The organism is Mesorhizobium shangrilense (assembly GCF_040537815.1).
In the GTDB taxonomy this organism is placed as follows: Bacteria; Pseudomonadota; Alphaproteobacteria; order Rhizobiales; family Rhizobiaceae; genus Mesorhizobium; species Mesorhizobium shangrilense.
The window spans coordinates 3,705,011-3,721,996 of sequence record NZ_JBEWSZ010000001.1; the positions used below are offsets into that span (position 1 = coordinate 3,705,011).

Consider the following 16,986-nt stretch of genomic DNA (forward strand, 5'->3'; position numbering starts at 1 on the left):
ATGCTTTTCGGCAAGACGATCCTCATCACCGGCGTCGCCTCCGGCATCGGCGCGCGTACGGCGGAACTCGCGGGACAGCTCGGCGCCGACGTGATCGGCGTCGATGTGCGCGAGCCGGCAGCACCGGCCGGCAGCTTCGTCAAGGCCGACATCTCGTCGAAGCCGGGCGTCGACGATCTCATCGCGCACCTGCCCCAGCGCATCGACGCGCTGTGCAATGTCGCCGGCCTCTCCGGCAACACCGGCGCGGTGCCGACGCTGGCCGTCAACTTCTTCGGCCTGCGGGCGCTTTCGGAAGGTCTCGCACCAAAACTTCGCGAAGGCGGCGCCATCGTCAATGTCGCCTCAATCGCCGGCTACGGCTGGCGCGCCAACCTCAACCGCGCCGCCTCCATGGTCGGCATCGAGGGCTTTCCGGACGTCGCCAAGGTGGTCGAAGACCATGCGGTCAAGAACGAGGAAGGCTACCCCGTTTCCAAGGAACTGCTTCTGCTGTGGACCTTCCGTGCGGCGCATCAGGATCTCTTCAAGAACCGCGGCATCCGCGTCAACGCGGTGAGCCCCGGACCGGTCGAGACGCCGATCCTCAAGCAGTTCCGCACCGTGCTCGGCGATGCACGCGTCGACAGCGACATCGCCCGCGTCGGTCGCGCTGGCACATCGGGCGACATCGCGCCGGTGGTGCTGTTCTTGTGCTCGGACGGCGCGCGCTGGGTCAACGGCGCCAATGTGCCCGTTGACGGTGGGCTCGAAGCCTCGATCAATGCCGAAGTGCTCGGCTTCTAAAACTCAGGAAGATAATCATGGATATCGGACTTCTGATCGACGGCGGCGAACGTGGCGCTTCAGGCGCGGCCTCCTACGATCGCATGGACCCCTTCACGGGGAAGCTGGCCACGCGTGCCGCAGCCGCTACTGTCGCCGATGCCAAAGCCGCCGCTGACGCCGCAGCGGCAGCTTTCCCGGCATGGTCAAAGACGGGACCGGGCGAGCGCCGCGCCTTGCTGTCGAAGGCTGCTGATATCATGGCCTCGAAGGTCGGTGAATTCACCACGCTGATGATGGAGGAGACGGGTGCCACCGGCCCCTGGGCCGGCTTCAATGTCATGCTGGCGGCCAACATGCTGCGCGAGGCGGCGGCGATGACGACACAGATCTCCGGCGAGATCATCCCCTCCGACAAGCCGGGCACGCTGGCCATGGGCATCCGCCAGCCGGCCGGCGTATGCGTGGGCATCGCGCCATGGAACGCGCCGGTCATTCTCGGCACCCGCGCCGTGGCGATGCCGATCGCCTGCGGCAACACGCTGGTGCTGAAGGCCTCGGAAATGTGCCCGGGCACGCATCGGTTGATCGGCCAGGTGCTGGTCGAGGCCGGCCTGCCCAAAGGCGTCATCAATGTCGTCACCAACGATCCGAAGGACGCGGCGAGCATCGTCGAGGCGCTGGTGGCGCACCCGGCCGTGCGGCGCATCAACTTCACCGGCTCGACCAAGGTCGGCAGGATCATCGCCGAACTCGCCGGCCGGCACCTGAAGCCGGCGCTGCTCGAACTCGGCGGCAAGGCGCCGCTTCTGGTGCTGGACGATGCCGACATCGACGCGGCGGTGAACGCCGCAACCTTCGGCGCCTTCATGCACCAGGGCCAGATCTGCATGTCGACCGAACGCCTGATCGTCGATGAAAAGATCGCCGACGAGTTCGTGGCCAAGCTGGCTGCCCGCGCAGCGAAACTGCCGGCCGGCGACCCGCGCGGCCACGTCGTGCTGGGCTCGCTGATCAGCAGCCAGGCCGCCGACAAGATGGAGGAGCTCATCGCCGATGCCGTCGCCAAGGGCGCCAAGTTGGTCGCCGGCGGCAAGCGCAGCGGTACGGTTGTGGAAGCGACCCTGCTCGACCATGTCACGCCGGCGATGCGTGTCTACACGGAAGAATCCTTCGGGCCGGTCAAGCCGGTGGTCCGGGTGAAGGGCGAGGACGAGGCCGTTCGTGTCGCCAACGACACCGAATACGGCCTGTCCTCCGCAGTGTTCAGCAGGGACATCAGACGGGCGCTCGCGGTGGCGGCGCGAATCGAATCCGGCATTTGCCACATCAACGGCCCGACCGTCGGCGACGAGGCGCAAATGCCGTTCGGCGGCGTCAAGGGTTCCGGTTACGGGCGCTTCGGCGGCAAGGCGGCGATCGCGGAGTTCACCGATTTGCGCTGGGTGACGATCGAGGATCCCGGCCAGCACTACCCGTTCTGAGACATCTGACGGACCGGCTACGGCATTCGACATTGCAATTGCGCCTTCCCGAGGCACGGCAACGCGGGAAGGCGGATCGCAACGCACCCACTTTAACCGAGAATGCGAAGCCGATACGAATTGCCAACTCCCATCTTGAATTCGCGGCTGGTTGAGTCTATCACCCAGCCCATCTTGGAGGTTTCGGCCTCCCGGGCCGCTTTAGCTCAGTTGGTAGAGCACCGCATTCGTAATGCGGGGGTCGCGTGTTCGAGTCACGCAAGCGGCACCAAGTTTTCCAAGGGTTTCAGGCGCAGAGCCACCCGGACTCCCTTGCAGAGACTACCGACCAAGACACATTCCGGGACACAAATAGCCCTGGCAATGTCGGGCGGCTGAACGGTGACAGCTCTCCGCTTTTACCCTTGGGTCGCGGCGCCCTCCCGCCGCTCGGCCGCTCTGATCATGATTTCGAGTTCTTCATCAGTGAGGAGGGTCGCGTCCAGTTTCTGCGTGACCTGTGTCTCTAGGGCGCCACCATTCCGCCCAGTGATCTCCCGGCGGTTAGTAAAGGCGTTGCCCATCTCCTTTGCAGCCTGCTCGAGCAACTGCATGACCATTGCGATATTGCCTTGCGTCTCCGCCTTCTCGGCCATGCGCTGAAGCGTTCGCAGCCGGACGGTGCGATGCGAGATCGCGATCGCCGCGGTGTCCTCCAGGAAGGCTTTCCGGGTTTCATCGAACAGCGTCTTCCACTTCGTCGAGATATTCCGGCCGGCCTTCTTTGTCGGGTCGTATGCTTCGACCGTTTGACGAGTGATCGTATCGCCGAATTCTTTCCTGACCGCTCCGACGAGCTCCGACGGCGTGTCGAAGCATGCAAGCCGTTGGACGACAAAGATTTTTGCGGCTTCGGAGAGCTTCGCTGTAGCCATAGCTTTTTGCAATTCCGTCAGGCTGAGTCAGGTAGAAATATAAGGCTCCGCGGGAAAGGAAGCGACCCCAATCAATAACGATTTGCGTGCCCGCAGTGTAACCAATTTGGTTACTTCGTACCCAAAATAAGTCCATCTTGCGTTCGTGTTTCAGTTGCGCAACTGTCGATCGATGGAGGCCGGGCCGAATGATTTACGCGATTCTCGTTTGCACACGCTTGGCCGGGTTTCCGCAAGGAGATGTGTGCTACCCGATGATGTCGCTGTTGCAGCGTCCCATCAACAATGGAGACGACTGCAACGCAGCAGTAGCCGACCTTCGGCGAAAGATGCCGCAACTCAGTGTTCGATGGCATAATCAAAACGGCGACTGGACAAGATCCGTCGACTGCTACCAGACGCCTTCGTGGACCCAAGCCCCAGGGAACTAGGTCGGTACCGAGAGGGTGCAGGAAAGCGCCCACCACCTTGGACACTTTCGACACTCGCGAGCGCGCGAGGCACGCTGTTCAAATGACGTTGCCGAAGACCTTGTCGATCACGCGAGGCCCTACCTCGGCATGAGCATAGTTCGCCATGAGGAGCGCCTTGGATTTCCATCGGCCCTTCCAGGCCGTGGTGGCCACATCGATGCCGTTCCGGACAATCATCTCGGTGGCAAAGCTGTGGCGCCCTGGCTGGTGCGTTCCGAGATAGGGCAACTCCGCCTTTTCGCAGATGCGCTTGATGTCCTTGTAGACCGATCGCCTGGTCATGAATCCGAATAGGCGCTTGTTGGGCTTCTTCGCGCCGCGCCCGCTGTGGCGCTCGCCTGAGCGTCGTCCCTTCCATGGGGTGCGCGCCTCCCACGCCGCCAATCTCTCCCGCTTCCACTCACGCAATTGCTGGATTTCATAGACCATCTCGATGGTGAGGTCGGCGTCGCCATCCTCGCCGTTCTTCATGTCGCGGAAGGTGACCTTGCGATTGACGAGGTCGATGTCGGGGGAATCGTCTTCGAGCTTGATTGCATCCGAGATCCGGGCGCCGGTCTGGAACAGGAACAACATCAGGGCGCTCAGCCTGGGATCGTCGCTGTGCTCCCGGAAGGCATCGATATAGGACCGATCGACGGCGCGCTTCGGCGACGTAGCTGGCGGTCTGACGTCTCGGTCCCTCTTCGTGAAACCCCTGATTTTCACGGGGTGGCAATCGCCGGCGTCGGCGCTGTGGTTGATCACCGCCTTCACAGGCGTGACGACCTGGCGGTTCCATGTCGTGTAGGCGTTGCCGGGATAGATCGTCTTCGCGGCTTCGCGGACCTTACTGCCTGTCAGGTCCGAGATCCTGGTGGTGTTGAAATGGTCGAGCAGCGGCAGAATGAACCGGTCATCCTTGCCGGCATCGAGATAGGCCTTAACGGCCTGGCTGAAAGTAAATGTTGCTTTGTGGTAGCCGGCAAGCCACCAGAATCGGCCGGTTGTCAGAGGCATTCGCTGATCTCCTACCTTGTGAACGGCAAACAGACCGGCCGCCAAAATAAGGCGGCCGCTCTCTGTCCGTGGTAGGGAACAAGCTTCTAAGCTTCGACCAACTCTCCGATGAGTTCAAGCGTCTCGAGGCGGCCGGCAACCTGGTCGAGAAATGCCACAGCGGCAAACGCTGTTGCGCGCGCCGCTTGGATGGCCTTCAGACGGCCGGCCGTCCTCTGTCGCTCGATCAGCCGGTCGAAGTCGCTGTTGATCGACCGGGCAAGGTCCTCGTCGACACCGGCGTTCATTGAGCCGCGCTCCGGTCAAAATATGCCAGTGCGGCCTTGATGAGGCTCGGAGCCAGATCCTCGTCGTCGAGCGCAAGCCGAAGGGCGGCGATGGCCCCCTCATACGAGGTCGCCGGCGTGCCCCATTGCTTAAGAACCCGATCGGGTTCGTTGCATAGCCTTTCGAAGGCCTCGGCGTCCTCTTCCTCGCTCAGGTCTTCCGGGAGCGCGTCGTAGGCGTCGCCGCTGAAAATGAAGTGGTTGATTGCGGCCATGAGCGGATCAATGCGATCGGGCGCCGGCATGGCGCGGGTTGCCAGAAGAGCGGCCATCATGCGTCCTCCAACTCGCGCGGCCCCACGGCAGCAGCACCGAAGGGCAGGCGGGGAAACCTGACCGGGACAACGGCCGGCTCGGGGTTGGCGCCACGGTCGCGCTCGCCGCGGGCGAGGAAGGCTGCAACAGCGGGGTCGCGAGCGATTTGTGAAAGTGCTATTTTCGTCGAAGCCATGATCGAAGTTCCTTCTTCGGTTTGGTTAGGGCCGATCCGGGTGTGCAACCACCTTGATCGGCCTGTATTATGTGATAGCATTAAATTATGTCAGACGCAATAAGTGATACCATAAATAAACGACGGGGCCGCGGCCGACCGGCAACGGGAAAGGGAACGCCGGTGATGGTCCGGCTCCAACCTGACTTGCTCCAGGTTCTCGATGACTTTGCCCGCGAGATCGCTGAGACCAGGCCCGAGGCCATGAGGATTGTGTTTTCGCAATGGGCAGAGTCCGCAGGCTTTATCGCGTCGCACCATCGACTCCGCGAACCACCCGCGATGGTCTTTCTTTCGACCGAAATCCGACGGGCGGCGATTGAAGCTACCGGCCAGAGCGATGTCGACGATGCCGTCAATGCCATCCTGCGAGACTGGCTGAGCGACAAAGGCTACAAGCTGGGCCGATAGGCCGCTGCATTGCAGGCAGGCAACCGGCCGGCACCGCAGCTCCAGCCTTGGCCGCTGTCGCCACCGTCTCATCGTAGAACCCGAATCCGCGACGCGCGCCGGCGCGGCCGACAGATCGCTTCCATCTTTTCCGGTCAACCCATCTCCTCAACGGCTTGTAGCGCGCCATGTGGTAAGGGTGGGTGGTGCGGGTACTGAGAGAACCGAGTCAGATGGGGTCGACCGGGACGTTGAGGCCGATCAGGCTGTTCTCGGGTAACCCCAGAGAAGTTACCGGTCTCTATTATTTAAAGGCAAAATTGGAAGTACCCACATCCCGTGCGGACAGCGTCCGCCTAATGCGTTCGGCGGGTCCGACGATTTCGAGTCATCACCCCTGACAGGATTCAACGGTTCTAATCAATGCCGGAAAATTTCAACACGATCTGGACGGCCTTCAGCCTCGCGAAGGACGGATCCGTCTCAAGACTCTCCCGATAGGTGGCCAGTGCTGCGCGTTCCAGACTGAGGGTCTGGAGCAGTCCGTCGGGCAGGTCGGGCGCATTGAGAAAGGCATGAAATTCGATAATGTTGTTGATCCCTGCGCGTCGCATGACAACTAGCCGCTCCTCCTTGGCCCATCGATAAAGCTGCGCTTGTGCGATCCAGTCGACGATCAGCATCAGTTCATAAGGCAGTCTGGGCCAGATCAGGAACGGGTTTTGGCACGCCAGATACTGAGCAGAATCGATGCCGAGTTCGCTGAGCCTATCGATCTTATCCCGGCTCATACCTTCGATCATCAGCATATTGAGATTGGTCGGAATGGCCTCCTCCGGGGGGTCGGGCTGGTTGCCGAGCATCTTAAGGAACAGAAATGCGCGGCGGGCCATGGTGGAGATAAACAGGTCGGGCGCGAATCCGACGATGAACGCAGCCAGGATGAGAATATTGGGGCTATCTGGCGACAGGGCGCTGAAGACGTGCCGCAGAACGATGGCGACGATGGCCGATGAAATCAGACGCACGGAATAGTAATAGAACGTGGCGGGCTGTATATCGATATTCTGCGTCCGGAACAGGATGCTGAAGAGCATAGATGTATAGCTGCCGAGAAACGCGACGGCGAAGCAGACGAAGGTCTCCTGCTGATACCGAATGCGCGCTGCCTCGTCTGCCATGTTCAGGGCTCCGAAGCCACCCAGTAGGAAGCTCCGCATCTTGAATACGTCTGGCACACTCGTCGCGAGGAATATGACAAGAAAGCCTATCGTCAATATGGTCGCCAGCGTCGCGATGGGCAGCGAATAGACGGTGTTGAGCGAAACTGGCTGCTGTGCCTTGAGAATCGCCGTGGCGGCCCGAAAGTGGGCCGTTTGCGCAAGAGGATGACCCGTCAGGCTGCTGAGGCGCTGGAATTGCTGCTGGCGCGTGCTGCTCTGGCTGTGGCTGATGAGGACGGGTAGCCAGGCGAGCAATATGCTCAGGAGTGTGCCCAGTACTACCGGCAGCGGCGTGAAGCCCTGCCCCAGCAGCAGCAGGGCCGTGAGACATAGGACGACGACGCTGGTCGTGACCAAAACGATCGTCAGACGATTGAACGTTTGTTTGCTTTCCGCGGTCGCTGACGCCATGTCGAGTTTAGCGCTGTCGTCCATGTCACTCGTCCCGGTGAAGGATACGCCGATCGGCCATTCGCCGACTGCATCCGTGTTGCGCATATCGTCGAATTGCCCATCCACGACGGGCGGAATCCAGAGGCGAAGCAATGCAAGGGTGATGAGAACAGAGGTGATGATAATAAGACACAGAAAAAGATTCTCCGGCCATGTCATATCGAATGTCCATGGATGCCGGTGCCTTAGCAACTCATACCAGTATTCATTCCAATTCTCCTCCGGCAAAGGAATGGGTTGCGGAGCAACGGCGTCGGATGACTGCGGCAGAGCCGGCAAATCCGGAGCAGCGGGCACCGGAACAGCCACTGCAGAGGCTGCGACGCCGCGCACCAATCTCTCCACCTGGGGATAGGCAATCGTGAAGGCAGCCATGAACACATAGTGGCGCGCCAGCCCGAAATTCTTCGTGGCGAGCAGGGCATTCGCCACCAGGGCGACCAGCATGATGTAGAGGACGCAGGCCACATTGATGGCCAGCTCGTAATTCGTCTGCTCGTCGGAGCTGAGGATCGAAACCAGGCGATCCGGCAGCCAGTAGAACCAGAGCGTGATCACGACCGCGCATGTGAGCATCATCAACGCCCGTCGCGTTAAAGGTCTGTCTGTCCCCGGATCGGCTGCGTTTCGCCGATCCCCCTCGAAGACGGGCACGAACAGCCTGAACCCCCAGTGTATGGCGAGTAACGCGAGTCCCAACTTTGCTGCGAGCTCCGTAGACGGGAGAGACGACCAAAGAATTGGAAGAAAATTGATAATATCCGAGATGCCGCCGAACATAAATATAGAAAAGATCCCGAAGAATGAATTGTATACTGTTAAAGAAAATACTGGAACGAAAATGAAAAACAAAAACGAGAGCCATTGATGCCGATCACGGACTTCTCTTCGATGAGACAAGACGGCACAAATGAGGATTGCTGCTGTGGCGTAGAACGGCTGGTCAAATGCGCGCGCGGAGTCTAGGGAAAAGCCCCAACTGGGATCTAGGGCGATATAGACAAACATGATGGCAAGAACGAACATGCACCGAGGTCCTTTGCCAGACAAGATCCCGCGTATGTAAGCAATCGCTCGGATACTAATGGTAGAGGGCAATTCACCGCAATCGGAAACTGCAGAATATATCGACAAGCATCCCTGTTTGATCATATTCTACTTCCGGGTCCGGAACAGAGCGTCAGCTCCGGAAAATAGCGGCGGAAGCTTTTCTCGAGAGGCCCATCCAGTCCGAGACGCCATGGAGGTGTGACATGACTGTACAGGAGGCCGCCGGGCGAGCTTTGTCCGCAATCGAACCGAAACTGGCGCAGGTAAATCTCGACCCCGAGGAAAAGGTGGCGCTTCGAACGCTCTATCTGCTGCTGGGGGAGGCGGCCGCCAATAGCCCCGAGCAGTCAGAACCAGAAATCGGCCCGCTGAGCGAGAAGGTGGTGACCGCCCTGTCCCTCAACAGGGACGAGGGGGTATCGCGCATTGCCTTGCTGAGGGAAGTCAGTGAGAGCCTTAAATCTCTTGCCTCGAGCCGAAACGAGCACCAGACGGAGGCGGCTCAGCAAAGGGGTGAGGTCGCACGGACGAAACCGCCGATTCCGCCGCGAGCGCATAGCACGGAGGCTGAACAGCGTGACCGGTATTCGCAGCAGAACAGGCAGTTCTCGTCGGCAATACTCGTCATCCTCGCTTTTGCGTCGGCGTTTCCATTCGTGATGATCCTGCTCAGCAGCCTTCTTTTGCTTCCCGCAGGTGGATTGGAACAGATATATCCTGGTGAACTGGTAAAGGCGCTCGCGACGCGTCCGGGCAATTACGGCGGCACCCTGCAGTTGATGATCCTTCCCGCTGCTGCGGCTCTCTCAGTCGCCTCTTTCCCCTGGATATTTCAGACGCGCAGTGGTTCCTGGCTTGTGGCGGTTTCTTTCGCGGGCATGTTTGCTGCCTTGGTCGACGGATTGATTTTTGGCATTGCCCCCGGGTTCGATGAGGCCACGAAGGGTGCGATCACGCAGTATTTCGTGATGAACGCGGGATCGATTTTCATCTACATCATGCTGTTGATCGGATTGCGCGTCGCAGCGCTCCGGCAGGCGTGAACCGGCGTCGTACGATTATTGTTAGCTGAACCGGTGACGGTCAGGCTCCAGTTCTTCCTGCGGCAGATGGTTGGCGACTACGACTTCATCCGCCGTCGATCGCAGCGCGCGTATCGAGTCCATCAAGCCAACGAATTCGGGGGGGCTTCCCTTCAGCAAAGGATTCCGTCGAAACCGGTCAGCCATGCGACGCTCTACCGCCTCGTCTGGCGCCAGTGCGATCGCGGGTTATCTTTGCGACACGTAGCGCGCTTCTGGTGAAAAGAGACCAGTAACTTGTTTGGGGCTACGCGGCGCGCAGGAGGGGCGGTTTGAGCTTGAATAGTGGGCTCGTTCCTCCGGGCTGGCTGAAGGCGATGTCGTGAAATTCTCCGGTCGTTTCATCCGCGATGGGGTGAAGTGTCAGATCGAGACTAGCTTGACCGACAACGGCAGTATGACGGACCCGGCGTTCCTATCCATTTTTGACCGCGTCGCCTCCTTTACTCCCTAATACATGGCCAAACGGACCTCCTTCAGCGCCGCCGCCGGAAGAACACCGGCTATGCTGACCGCCGCCCTGCCAGGCCGCCCGGAATGCCGACTGAAAAGTGTTCTACCTGAGAATGCTTTCAGCCGCTGGGATGGCTCCGGAATCTTTCTTGACGGCCGCCATCACGACCGCGAGGATCAAAAGAAGCTAACCCTTTGAATGATGAAGGATATTACCTTGACGGCGAGCCTTGTCCTGACCATATCCGTCAAAACCCTGTCAAAATTAATTGGTTACTAGCGCGGTCACCGTTCTGTCGTGCAGCGGCTGCAATGGGTGTGGCCGCAATTCAGATCGATCCTAGTTGAAACAGATGCCACAGTTGCGGTAACCGCACATTTGCCGGCCGCGAACCGGTCCATCGCCTTTTGTCAACCTAGCGTCAACCAAGCCAGCAAATTCCTTAGTGCATGGCCATAACGCTGTCAGGTCCGGGTCAGGAACGCTTGGTGACCGCGCGGGCCTAAGGCATCCCCGGCAGCGCGCCTCGGGACGCGCCTGCTTGCTTGCCGATGTGGATCAAAAGCTGAGGATCGGTCACTGGCTCATTCGGGAAAAGGCGGCGCTGCCTCACGGGCATTTCGGATCCTGGCTGGAGAAGCAGGATGGATTAAGCCGCGGCCGAGCGAATGAGTGCATGGCATTGGCCAAGGAAGCCAGCGAGCGATCGCCGGCCGCGGCGGTCCCAATTGCCCGGCTTGGCATCTTGCGGATCCGGGCAACCTGGACGAGCGCTTCGCTCATTGGTGTCCCTGCATGCAAACGGAACTGGCGTAATCCCGGACTATTGGGGTTTCCCGGCATCGGACTCGACAGTCAGCCCGAACGGTGCTCTGTTTTTCTTCTCCTGGGAGGGGAGCGCTCATGTTTCGGATCATCGCCGCGTTGGCGATCGCCGGCATTTTCATGCCGGTCGATCCTGCGTCGATCATCAGGCGGCCGGTCATGCCGGTCCTCTGGTCGACAATACCCGTTGAGGGATGGTGCAAACCTTGTTCGAGCGGCCAAGCATGCGGAGATAGCTGCATCTCGCGGGAGAAGAAATGCCACAAGGCGGCCGGGTGCGCGTGTGATGGGTAGGAAATGAAGGCGATTGCAGGCCATCCCATTGCGGTGGGCTTTCTGACGTTTATCGTTTCGAGGATTGGGTTGTCTCCCTTCGTAGGCGTCCAAGTTTGCAACGACGGCTGGCACTCGATGTCGATCGGCCGCCGCGGCGGCTGCTCCTGGCATAGCGGCGTTGGTGGGCTGGACCATGGCAATTGGGTCATGCCTGCTACCATTTTGCTAGGTGTTGCGGCCGGCTTTGCTTGGAGTAGCCTTCGATCGAAATGGCTGGAAAGAGCGGATCCTGTTGAGGAGTGGAGGCCACTCGATATCCCCCAGCCATCACCGGTGGAGCGTCCGACTCCCTCGAATGACGAGATTCCAAGTCAAGAAGGAATGCAGTCCGTCCGGAAGCAAGGTGCCTGGCTGGCATGCCCTAGATGTGCGGCCGGAATGAAGCTGCGAATGGCCTACCGCGGTAGATATGCCGGCCAGGAGTTCTGGGGATGCGGCCGCTATCCGACCTGTAGCGAGATCGTGAATATCAAACCCGCTGTGGCCATATGGGCGCGGCCGGCCACCACACCGGCAACTAGCTTACTCCCAGTTCGCTCGCGGTCCGAGCTTCCGCCCGACGAGGTTGAGCAACAGAGGGAGAGGACGCGACGGGCGACTGAAAAGTCGGCCGCCTACATCGCCGCCGAACTGGCCACGGCAAAGCTGAGGCGCGGCCGCACAAGGAGGGGACGGAGATGATCGGCCAACATCGCTTTCGATGCACGCCGAGTGCTCTGTTCTGCTTGCTCGTATTCGCGGCCATTGCCCTTTCATCGCCGGCCAGAGCCAAACCGCTGGTAGGCTTTCCCTCCGTCATCGACGGCGACACGATCGAGATCCACGGGCAGCGAATCTGCCTGGATGCAGCCACCAAGAAATATCGCCGCGGGTGCTTCCGCCGCGACTGGTGATGGTTTCAAATACGGGACCCCGGCAAATCTGCCGAGGTCACATCCAAAGGCGCTGTGGAGGCGCGCGTTTATCTTTAGTTACCGCGCCGTGGTTGCCGCGATCAGTACTGCCTTCTGTAGTAGCGGTCGTCGCAAGGGGCGGTGTAGATGTTGCCGTTGTTGCGGTCTCGGTAGCGGCAGAGCTGCTGGCCGCGCGGTTGCGGCGTGGTCGACTGGCCGATGACGGCGCCGAGCAGAGCGCCGCCAGCCGCACCGACTACCGTGCTCGCCGTGTTGCCGCCGAGCGCCTGGCCGACGAGAGCGCCGCCGGCGCCGCCGATCAATGCGCCGGTGGTGGCGCGCTGCTGCGATTCGGACTGCGTCTCACACCCTGCCAGCGCGACGGTCGCGACGGTCATGAGCACGGCCGCAATGGTTCTTTTCATAATCATCTTGGAGTCCTCCTTTTGAAGTCCTAGGGTCCAGTGCGGGCGCATTGCGGCGGAACGGCGGCAGGCGCTCTCACTATATGAAACACGGTTTCCTGCTGGTTGAACAGTATGGTTCTCCAAACCTAAATAGCCGGCGGCCCCTGAAGCAGCCCATTCGACATAAACTGTCCATTAGCACGTAACCAAACCGCAGGCGGAAGCTCGGTAGGCTGTCGACCGAAACTCGGTGCAGGCAGGGAAAAGGCGATGGAGAGACATCCAGGGGTGCCGAATGCGACCGCATCCAAGCCTAGAATCCGCGCCGCGCAGTATCTGCGAATGTCGACAGAGCACCAGACCTATTCGATCGACAACCAGAGGGATGCCATCCGCGACTATGCCGAGATAATGGGCTACGACATTGTCGCCACTTACGAGGACGCCGGTCGCAGCGGGCTCAACCTCGGGGGCCGCCCCGGCCTTCAGCGGCTGCTGGCCGACGTGGAAAGCCGGAAAGCCGATTTCGAAACAGTCGTGGTATACGATGTCAGCCGCTGGGGACGATTCCAGAACATCGATGAAAGCGCCGTGTATGAGTACCGGTGCCTGATGGCCGGCGTCCGGATCGAATTTTGCGCCGAGCAGTTCGTAAACGACGGCAGCATCGGGTCCGATGTCCTCAAAGCCATCAAACGCAGCATGGCGGCCGAGCACAGTCGCATGCTCTCGCAAAAAACATTCATTGGCCACGCGAGGCTGATCCGGATGGGGTTCCGACAGGGGGCAAAGGCAGGATTCGGCCTGCGCCGCCAACTGGTCGATCAACATGGACGTCCGAAAGGCATCCTTCCATCCTTCGAGTACAAGAACCTGCAGGCGGACCGCATCGTTCTGGTCCTAGGACCACCTGACGAGATCGCAACGGTGAGATGGATTTTTGCGCACTTTGTCAAAACACGGAAGACACAGCTGCAGATGGCAAGACTGCTCAACACGCGCGGCGTTCTATCCGACCTGGGGCGCCCATGGACGCGGGAGGCTGTGCACTCGTTGCTGACCAACGAAAACTACATCGGCAACAGTGTCTGGAACAAACGTTCGACAAGACTCAAGAGCCATGCAACCCGCAATCCCCCGGAACAGTGGGTGCGGGTGGAAAACGTTGTGGAGCCGATCGTCGACCGCAAGCTGTTCAACCGAGCGCAGACTGTCCTTAAAACTATCCATCGTCACACGACGAATGACGAGATGCTCGCCGCGCTCAAGGCGCTTCTGGCCCGTCGCGGCGCCTTGTCCTCTTTGATCATCGACGACGCGCCCGACTGTCCACCGTCGTCACGCTACAGTTGGCGGTTTGGAACAATCGTCAAAGCCTATGAGCTGATCGGATACCAGCCGCTCAAGAGCTGCCGCTTCATCTTCGTGAACCGACGCATAGAAACGATCAGGCTCCAGGTTATCCAGGATCTCCTGGCCGCGATTGAAAAGCAAGGCGGGGTTGTCACCTATGACACGGAGGCGGACCTCCTGCGGATCAACGAGGAGATCACGGTAGCGATCACAATAGGACGCTGCAGGGGCTCCACCTTCGGCTATCCACACTGGTTTTCGAAGGCTGATCGGGAGCCACTGCCGGACATTCTCGTCCTGATCCGAATGAATCCCGGGGATCTCATCATTCGGGACTATCTGATTGCTCCTGCGCATGAGATCGCAGGCAGATCGAAACTGCATGTCATCAATGGGGCACAGCTGGACACCTATATTTTTCCCACTCTCGGCCCGCTTGTGAGGCTGGCGGAGCGAGCGACCGTGGGGAGCATGGTGCCGATTTGAAAAGTTTGACCAAAGATGCCGCTCACCGCGCCCTGGAGAACAGCGGCGACAGGCACGCAAGGAATATTGCTGCTGGCCAACTAGGGTCCAAGGCAAAGCTCTTTGCGCCCGAATTTTTGGCGACCTACGAGGCCGAATGCAAACGCATGCGCGATTTCATAACGAAAGCAGAAAAGTCTGAACGGCGCCTGGATAGCATCGTCGGGGCACTTGAAATGATGATAGGCGACAAGAAATTTTGCGTACTTCTGGCGTCCGAGGAGCTCGTGACAATGCCAATATCATTGGCACACAAGTTATCAGGCGCGACTGGCGAGCCGCACATGTTTTCCCCTCCTGGAAAACCCCCTTCCGACGCCGGCGAAAACCGGGAACCTGTTAGCGGAATTTGCCCCGACGTCCTCGACGTGCTTCGGGACAGCCCAGTGCATCCGAAAATCTTCGGGTTGCTCCAGAAGGCGCTTCCAGCCAGGCAATTGGAGATTGTCCGTCTGATGGTGGCCATGGACCGGGTCAGGCCCACCTACGCAAGGATGCTCGTCGCCCTTACACCACAAGCTCAGCTGGCCAAGAACTTCCATCCCAGAGCGATCGCCAACCTGGCTGAACGCAAGCGAGGCGCGATGGTGCTCGATCTGGGCAGGCTGAGCCGTGCGGTTCTAGGCGCCGTGGAACAGCGTGGCCAGGTGGGTCTGGAGCTTGTCGCAGCCAGCCGCTATTTTGACCGGCTGATGGATAATTCCAGGGTGGTGCGATATCTGGCGCGCAATTTTCCTGGCCATTTTGAAGAGTTTCACAATTTGTCGGTGTCCTTCCTCAAATAGGTGGGATCGATCCCAACGTGGGCCGTTTCGGATGATAAGACCGTTCGGCGCACTGCCGGATTTCCTTTTGAGGCGCCAACACTACACGGATCACTCATCGCGCCTAATAATCCGCTTCTCCGATGACTGCGATTGAGCGTCGACGGCCTGCTGAGAAACGCGTCGATGCGCACATGCGCAATCATGGTGCCAAACGCCCAACCCACCGGTTCGAAAACTATATGCACCGCAACATTCCGAAAAGCGGGCTGAAAAGAGCTTGGCGCCGGTTCAGACCACTGGCGTGATGCTCCGGTTTGGCTGCCGGTTACCTTTGGGGCCTGGAAGTGTAGCCAAACAACTGGCGCCGATATTTCTTCCAGTTCCATTCCAGACGCTGATAAAAGCGCGCGCGGGATTTTCGGCCGACTATCGAGGTGGAAAACGTTCCATTCTGCGTGCCCTGTTCGACGATAGGGCGCTCGAACCAAAGGACCTCAACGCCGTTCTGGGCGTCGATCCGATCGATCTGATGGTCGATCGGCAAGGTGATCTTGTTGGCCGCAAACCAGGCGCATCGCGCTTCCGCGACACGCCGCGTGATCAGGTAGGAATCCGTGTTGCGGCAGTGTGGCGCGGGATATAGATGCCTGCCTTTTTTCAATTGCCACAGCGCTGTGTAATAATTTCCGCCATTGCCGAGATAGACGACGGCATTCCGATCTGGATCCGCGAATTCGGCCAGGCCTTCGTTGAATTTCCGGCAGAAGCGGTTGGACAAAATGACATCGTCTTCGAAAACAAGGCAGTAGGGATAGCCGCTCGCCAGGAACTCCTGCCAGACGCCGATATGTTTCATCGCGCATGAAACTTCGGCAGGCAGCAGCTTCTCGGAATCGACACGCCGCGCTTTTTCCTCAGCGGAAATGTCGGAGATGTCCCAGTCCAGGAACCAATTTACGGGAATGCCATGCGGCGCGAAGCCTGCCGTGATGTGACGCTCTCGGTCCTCGTAGCCGCGCTTGACGTGGCATATGCGGACAAAGACTTTATCGGTTGGAAATTCTGCCATGGCCCTGTCTGTACTGTTCCGGATCGTGAAAATCCAGAGGTGGCGCTCAGGCCGTTTCTCCACGCCAGGCGAACGCCGGCCACATCGTGCCCAGTCCCCTGCGGCCAAAGCCCGGTGAACATGGAACTCGATCGCCGATCGCTGCCCTGATGAGGCCGATCTTCTGGTCGTGCCGGCACAGCAAGTCCAAGGGTTCCTGGCCACCAGAACAAGGCTCGCTTCGGCCGCCTCTGCGACATTCCCTGCTGTTCCTGAAACCTTGTCCCTGTCAGCGCGTTGCCGTGGCACGGTGTAAGAGGAGTTCAGATGGGCTTCGTGGATGGAGGAGTGGCGATGCTCGTCGTGCTGTTCATCATCCTGTTCGTGATCACCGCGATGCGGGATCTGAACAGCGCCCCTTGCTTCCATCGCCTGCGCTCATGGCTGCATAGGCGGCAGCATCAGGATTGACAGCACCTGCCGCCCTCCCCGGCGAATGATTTTCAAGCCTTGGGGAAATTTGATGTCCTTCCTGCGACACAGAAGCCGTCCCTGGCTCCGGCTACAACGAACCAACCAGCGAGATCACATGACCGGAAGACCAAGAATTCAACGTGATACGCGTCCGATCCCAAACACCGTTTTGACAATCGCCATCCTGAGGCGGCAATCCTCGCGGCAATTGCCTACAGACTCATGACTTGAAAATGGCCCCTCGAAACACAGAAC

General features: G+C 59.6%; 17 protein-coding genes and 1 tRNA gene. 9 read left to right on the top strand and 9 right to left on the bottom strand.

The genetic code is table 11. The features are described 5' to 3' along the window. The 3 genes from ABVQ20_RS18080 to ABVQ20_RS18090 all read left to right on the top strand — a co-directional run bounded on the left by ABVQ20_RS18080 (position 1) and on the right by ABVQ20_RS18090 (position 2,520). The gene (locus ABVQ20_RS18080) at positions 1–786 is read left to right on the top strand and encodes a coniferyl-alcohol dehydrogenase (RefSeq protein ID WP_354462207.1); all 786 of its coding nucleotides are present in this window, start codon (positions 1–3) and stop codon (positions 784–786) included. Positions 787–803: 17 nt separating this feature from the next. Next, positions 804–2,249, top strand: coding sequence for an aldehyde dehydrogenase (locus ABVQ20_RS18085; protein WP_354460866.1), 1,446 nt, complete (start codon positions 804–806; stop codon positions 2,247–2,249). Between the two features lie 195 nt (positions 2,250–2,444). Then, positions 2,445–2,520, top strand: a tRNA-Thr gene (locus ABVQ20_RS18090). A 127-nt stretch (positions 2,521–2,647) separates the two neighbouring features. Here ABVQ20_RS18090 and ABVQ20_RS18095 read toward each other — a convergent pair. The 5 genes from ABVQ20_RS18095 to ABVQ20_RS18115 form a co-directional block, all read right to left on the bottom strand. Next, positions 2,648–3,163 (bottom strand): DUF2280 domain-containing protein, encoded by a 516-nt coding sequence (locus tag ABVQ20_RS18095; protein ID WP_354460867.1) that lies wholly within the window; start codon positions 3,161–3,163, stop codon positions 2,648–2,650. A gap of 509 nt (positions 3,164–3,672) precedes the next feature. Then, on the bottom strand, positions 3,673–4,635 hold the full coding sequence (locus ABVQ20_RS18100; protein ID WP_354460868.1) for a tyrosine-type recombinase/integrase: 963 nt from the start codon (positions 4,633–4,635) through the stop codon (positions 3,673–3,675). Between the two features lie 86 nt (positions 4,636–4,721). Next, positions 4,722–4,922 (bottom strand): hypothetical protein, encoded by a 201-nt coding sequence (locus ABVQ20_RS18105; RefSeq protein WP_354460869.1) that lies wholly within the window; start codon positions 4,920–4,922, stop codon positions 4,722–4,724. After that, positions 4,919–5,233, bottom strand: a complete 315-nt coding sequence (locus tag ABVQ20_RS18110) for a hypothetical protein (RefSeq protein WP_354460870.1) — start codon at positions 5,231–5,233, stop codon at positions 4,919–4,921. Before ABVQ20_RS18110 ends, ABVQ20_RS18105 begins: the two co-directional genes overlap by 4 nt. Further along, positions 5,233–5,412 carry a hypothetical protein gene (locus ABVQ20_RS18115; protein WP_354460871.1) on the bottom strand — a complete coding sequence of 60 codons (180 nt, stop codon included), beginning with the start codon at positions 5,410–5,412 and terminating at the stop codon, positions 5,233–5,235. The genes ABVQ20_RS18110 and ABVQ20_RS18115 overlap by 1 nt, the downstream gene beginning before the upstream one ends. Before the next feature lie 165 nt (positions 5,413–5,577). Between ABVQ20_RS18115 and ABVQ20_RS18120 the strand changes: the two genes are divergently transcribed. Further along, positions 5,578–5,862: a hypothetical protein gene (locus ABVQ20_RS18120; protein WP_354460872.1), complete on the top strand. Its 285-nt coding sequence runs from the start codon at positions 5,578–5,580 to the stop codon at positions 5,860–5,862. A 395-nt stretch (positions 5,863–6,257) separates the two neighbouring features. Here ABVQ20_RS18120 and ABVQ20_RS18125 read toward each other — a convergent pair whose 3' ends face one another. Next, positions 6,258–8,543, bottom strand: a complete 2,286-nt coding sequence (locus ABVQ20_RS18125) for a hypothetical protein (RefSeq protein ID WP_354460873.1) — start codon at positions 8,541–8,543, stop codon at positions 6,258–6,260. A 227-nt stretch (positions 8,544–8,770) separates the two neighbouring features. Here ABVQ20_RS18125 and ABVQ20_RS18130 point away from each other — a divergent pair, with 227 nt between their 5' ends. Further along, entirely contained in the window at positions 8,771–9,610 is an 840-nt protein-coding gene (locus tag ABVQ20_RS18130) for a hypothetical protein (RefSeq protein WP_354460874.1), read from the top strand. Positions 9,611–10,882: 1,272 nt separating this feature from the next. Here ABVQ20_RS18130 and ABVQ20_RS18140 read toward each other — a convergent pair. Next, entirely contained in the window at positions 10,883–11,413 is a 531-nt protein-coding gene (locus tag ABVQ20_RS18140) for a hypothetical protein (protein WP_354462271.1), read from the bottom strand. Here ABVQ20_RS18140 and ABVQ20_RS40690 point away from each other — a divergent pair. Next, the gene (locus ABVQ20_RS40690; protein WP_494337956.1) at positions 11,340–11,945 is read left to right on the top strand and encodes a hypothetical protein; all 606 of its coding nucleotides are present in this window, start codon (positions 11,340–11,342) and stop codon (positions 11,943–11,945) included. The two genes, ABVQ20_RS18140 and ABVQ20_RS40690, sit on opposite strands and share 74 nt — an antisense overlap. After that, complete coding sequence (locus ABVQ20_RS18145; RefSeq protein WP_354460875.1) at positions 11,942–12,157, top strand: hypothetical protein; 216 nt, start codon at positions 11,942–11,944, stop codon at positions 12,155–12,157. The genes ABVQ20_RS40690 and ABVQ20_RS18145 overlap by 4 nt, the downstream gene beginning before the upstream one ends. Positions 12,158–12,258: 101 nt before the next feature. Here the strand turns inward: ABVQ20_RS18145 and ABVQ20_RS18150 are convergent, their stop codons facing one another. After that, positions 12,259–12,588: a YMGG-like glycine zipper-containing protein gene (locus ABVQ20_RS18150; RefSeq protein ID WP_354460876.1), complete on the bottom strand. Its 330-nt coding sequence runs from the start codon at positions 12,586–12,588 to the stop codon at positions 12,259–12,261. 246 nt (positions 12,589–12,834) lie between these two features. Here ABVQ20_RS18150 and ABVQ20_RS18155 point away from each other — a divergent pair, with 246 nt between their 5' ends. Further along, positions 12,835–14,403: a recombinase family protein gene (locus ABVQ20_RS18155; protein ID WP_354460877.1), complete on the top strand. Its 1,569-nt coding sequence runs from the start codon at positions 12,835–12,837 to the stop codon at positions 14,401–14,403. Next, a complete protein-coding gene (locus tag ABVQ20_RS18160; protein ID WP_354460878.1) occupies positions 14,400–15,227 on the top strand; it encodes a plasmid partitioning protein RepB C-terminal domain-containing protein in 828 nt (275 codons plus the stop codon). Before ABVQ20_RS18155 ends, ABVQ20_RS18160 begins: the two co-directional genes overlap by 4 nt. Before the next feature lie 307 nt (positions 15,228–15,534). On the opposite strand, the gene ABVQ20_RS18165 is transcribed toward ABVQ20_RS18160, so the two are convergent. Further along, entirely contained in the window at positions 15,535–16,686 is a 1,152-nt protein-coding gene (locus ABVQ20_RS18165) for a glycosyltransferase family 25 protein (RefSeq protein WP_354460879.1), read from the bottom strand. Positions 16,687–16,986: the final 300 nt, after the last annotated feature.

What these genes read in the sequence shown, in the direction of transcription:
- ABVQ20_RS18080 (WP_354462207.1), top strand. Translation starts at nt 1, where the DNA reads ATGCTTTTCGGCAAGACGATCCTCATCACCGGCGTCGCCTCCGGCATC.
- ABVQ20_RS18085 (WP_354460866.1), top strand. Translation starts at nt 804, where the DNA reads ATGGATATCGGACTTCTGATCGACGGCGGCGAACGTGGCGCTTCAGGC.
- ABVQ20_RS18095 (WP_354460867.1), bottom strand. Translation starts at nt 3,163, where the DNA reads ATGGCTACAGCGAAGCTCTCCGAAGCCGCAAAAATCTTTGTCGTCCAA.
- ABVQ20_RS18100 (WP_354460868.1), bottom strand. Translation starts at nt 4,635, where the DNA reads ATGCCTCTGACAACCGGCCGATTCTGGTGGCTTGCCGGCTACCACAAA.
- ABVQ20_RS18105 (WP_354460869.1), bottom strand. Translation starts at nt 4,922, where the DNA reads ATGAACGCCGGTGTCGACGAGGACCTTGCCCGGTCGATCAACAGCGAC.
- ABVQ20_RS18110 (WP_354460870.1), bottom strand. Translation starts at nt 5,233, where the DNA reads ATGGCCGCTCTTCTGGCAACCCGCGCCATGCCGGCGCCCGATCGCATT.
- ABVQ20_RS18115 (WP_354460871.1), bottom strand. Translation starts at nt 5,412, where the DNA reads ATGGCTTCGACGAAAATAGCACTTTCACAAATCGCTCGCGACCCCGCT.
- ABVQ20_RS18120 (WP_354460872.1), top strand. Translation starts at nt 5,578, where the DNA reads ATGGTCCGGCTCCAACCTGACTTGCTCCAGGTTCTCGATGACTTTGCC.
- ABVQ20_RS18125 (WP_354460873.1), bottom strand. Translation starts at nt 8,543, where the DNA reads ATGTTCGTTCTTGCCATCATGTTTGTCTATATCGCCCTAGATCCCAGT.
- ABVQ20_RS18130 (WP_354460874.1), top strand. Translation starts at nt 8,771, where the DNA reads ATGACTGTACAGGAGGCCGCCGGGCGAGCTTTGTCCGCAATCGAACCG.
- ABVQ20_RS40690 (WP_494337956.1), top strand. Translation starts at nt 11,340, where the DNA reads ATGTCGATCGGCCGCCGCGGCGGCTGCTCCTGGCATAGCGGCGTTGGT.
- ABVQ20_RS18140 (WP_354462271.1), bottom strand. Translation starts at nt 11,413, where the DNA reads ATGACCCAATTGCCATGGTCCAGCCCACCAACGCCGCTATGCCAGGAG.
- ABVQ20_RS18145 (WP_354460875.1), top strand. Translation starts at nt 11,942, where the DNA reads ATGATCGGCCAACATCGCTTTCGATGCACGCCGAGTGCTCTGTTCTGC.
- ABVQ20_RS18150 (WP_354460876.1), bottom strand. Translation starts at nt 12,588, where the DNA reads ATGATTATGAAAAGAACCATTGCGGCCGTGCTCATGACCGTCGCGACC.
- ABVQ20_RS18155 (WP_354460877.1), top strand. Translation starts at nt 12,835, where the DNA reads ATGGAGAGACATCCAGGGGTGCCGAATGCGACCGCATCCAAGCCTAGA.
- ABVQ20_RS18165 (WP_354460879.1), bottom strand. Translation starts at nt 16,686, where the DNA reads ATGGAAGCAAGGGGCGCTGTTCAGATCCCGCATCGCGGTGATCACGAA.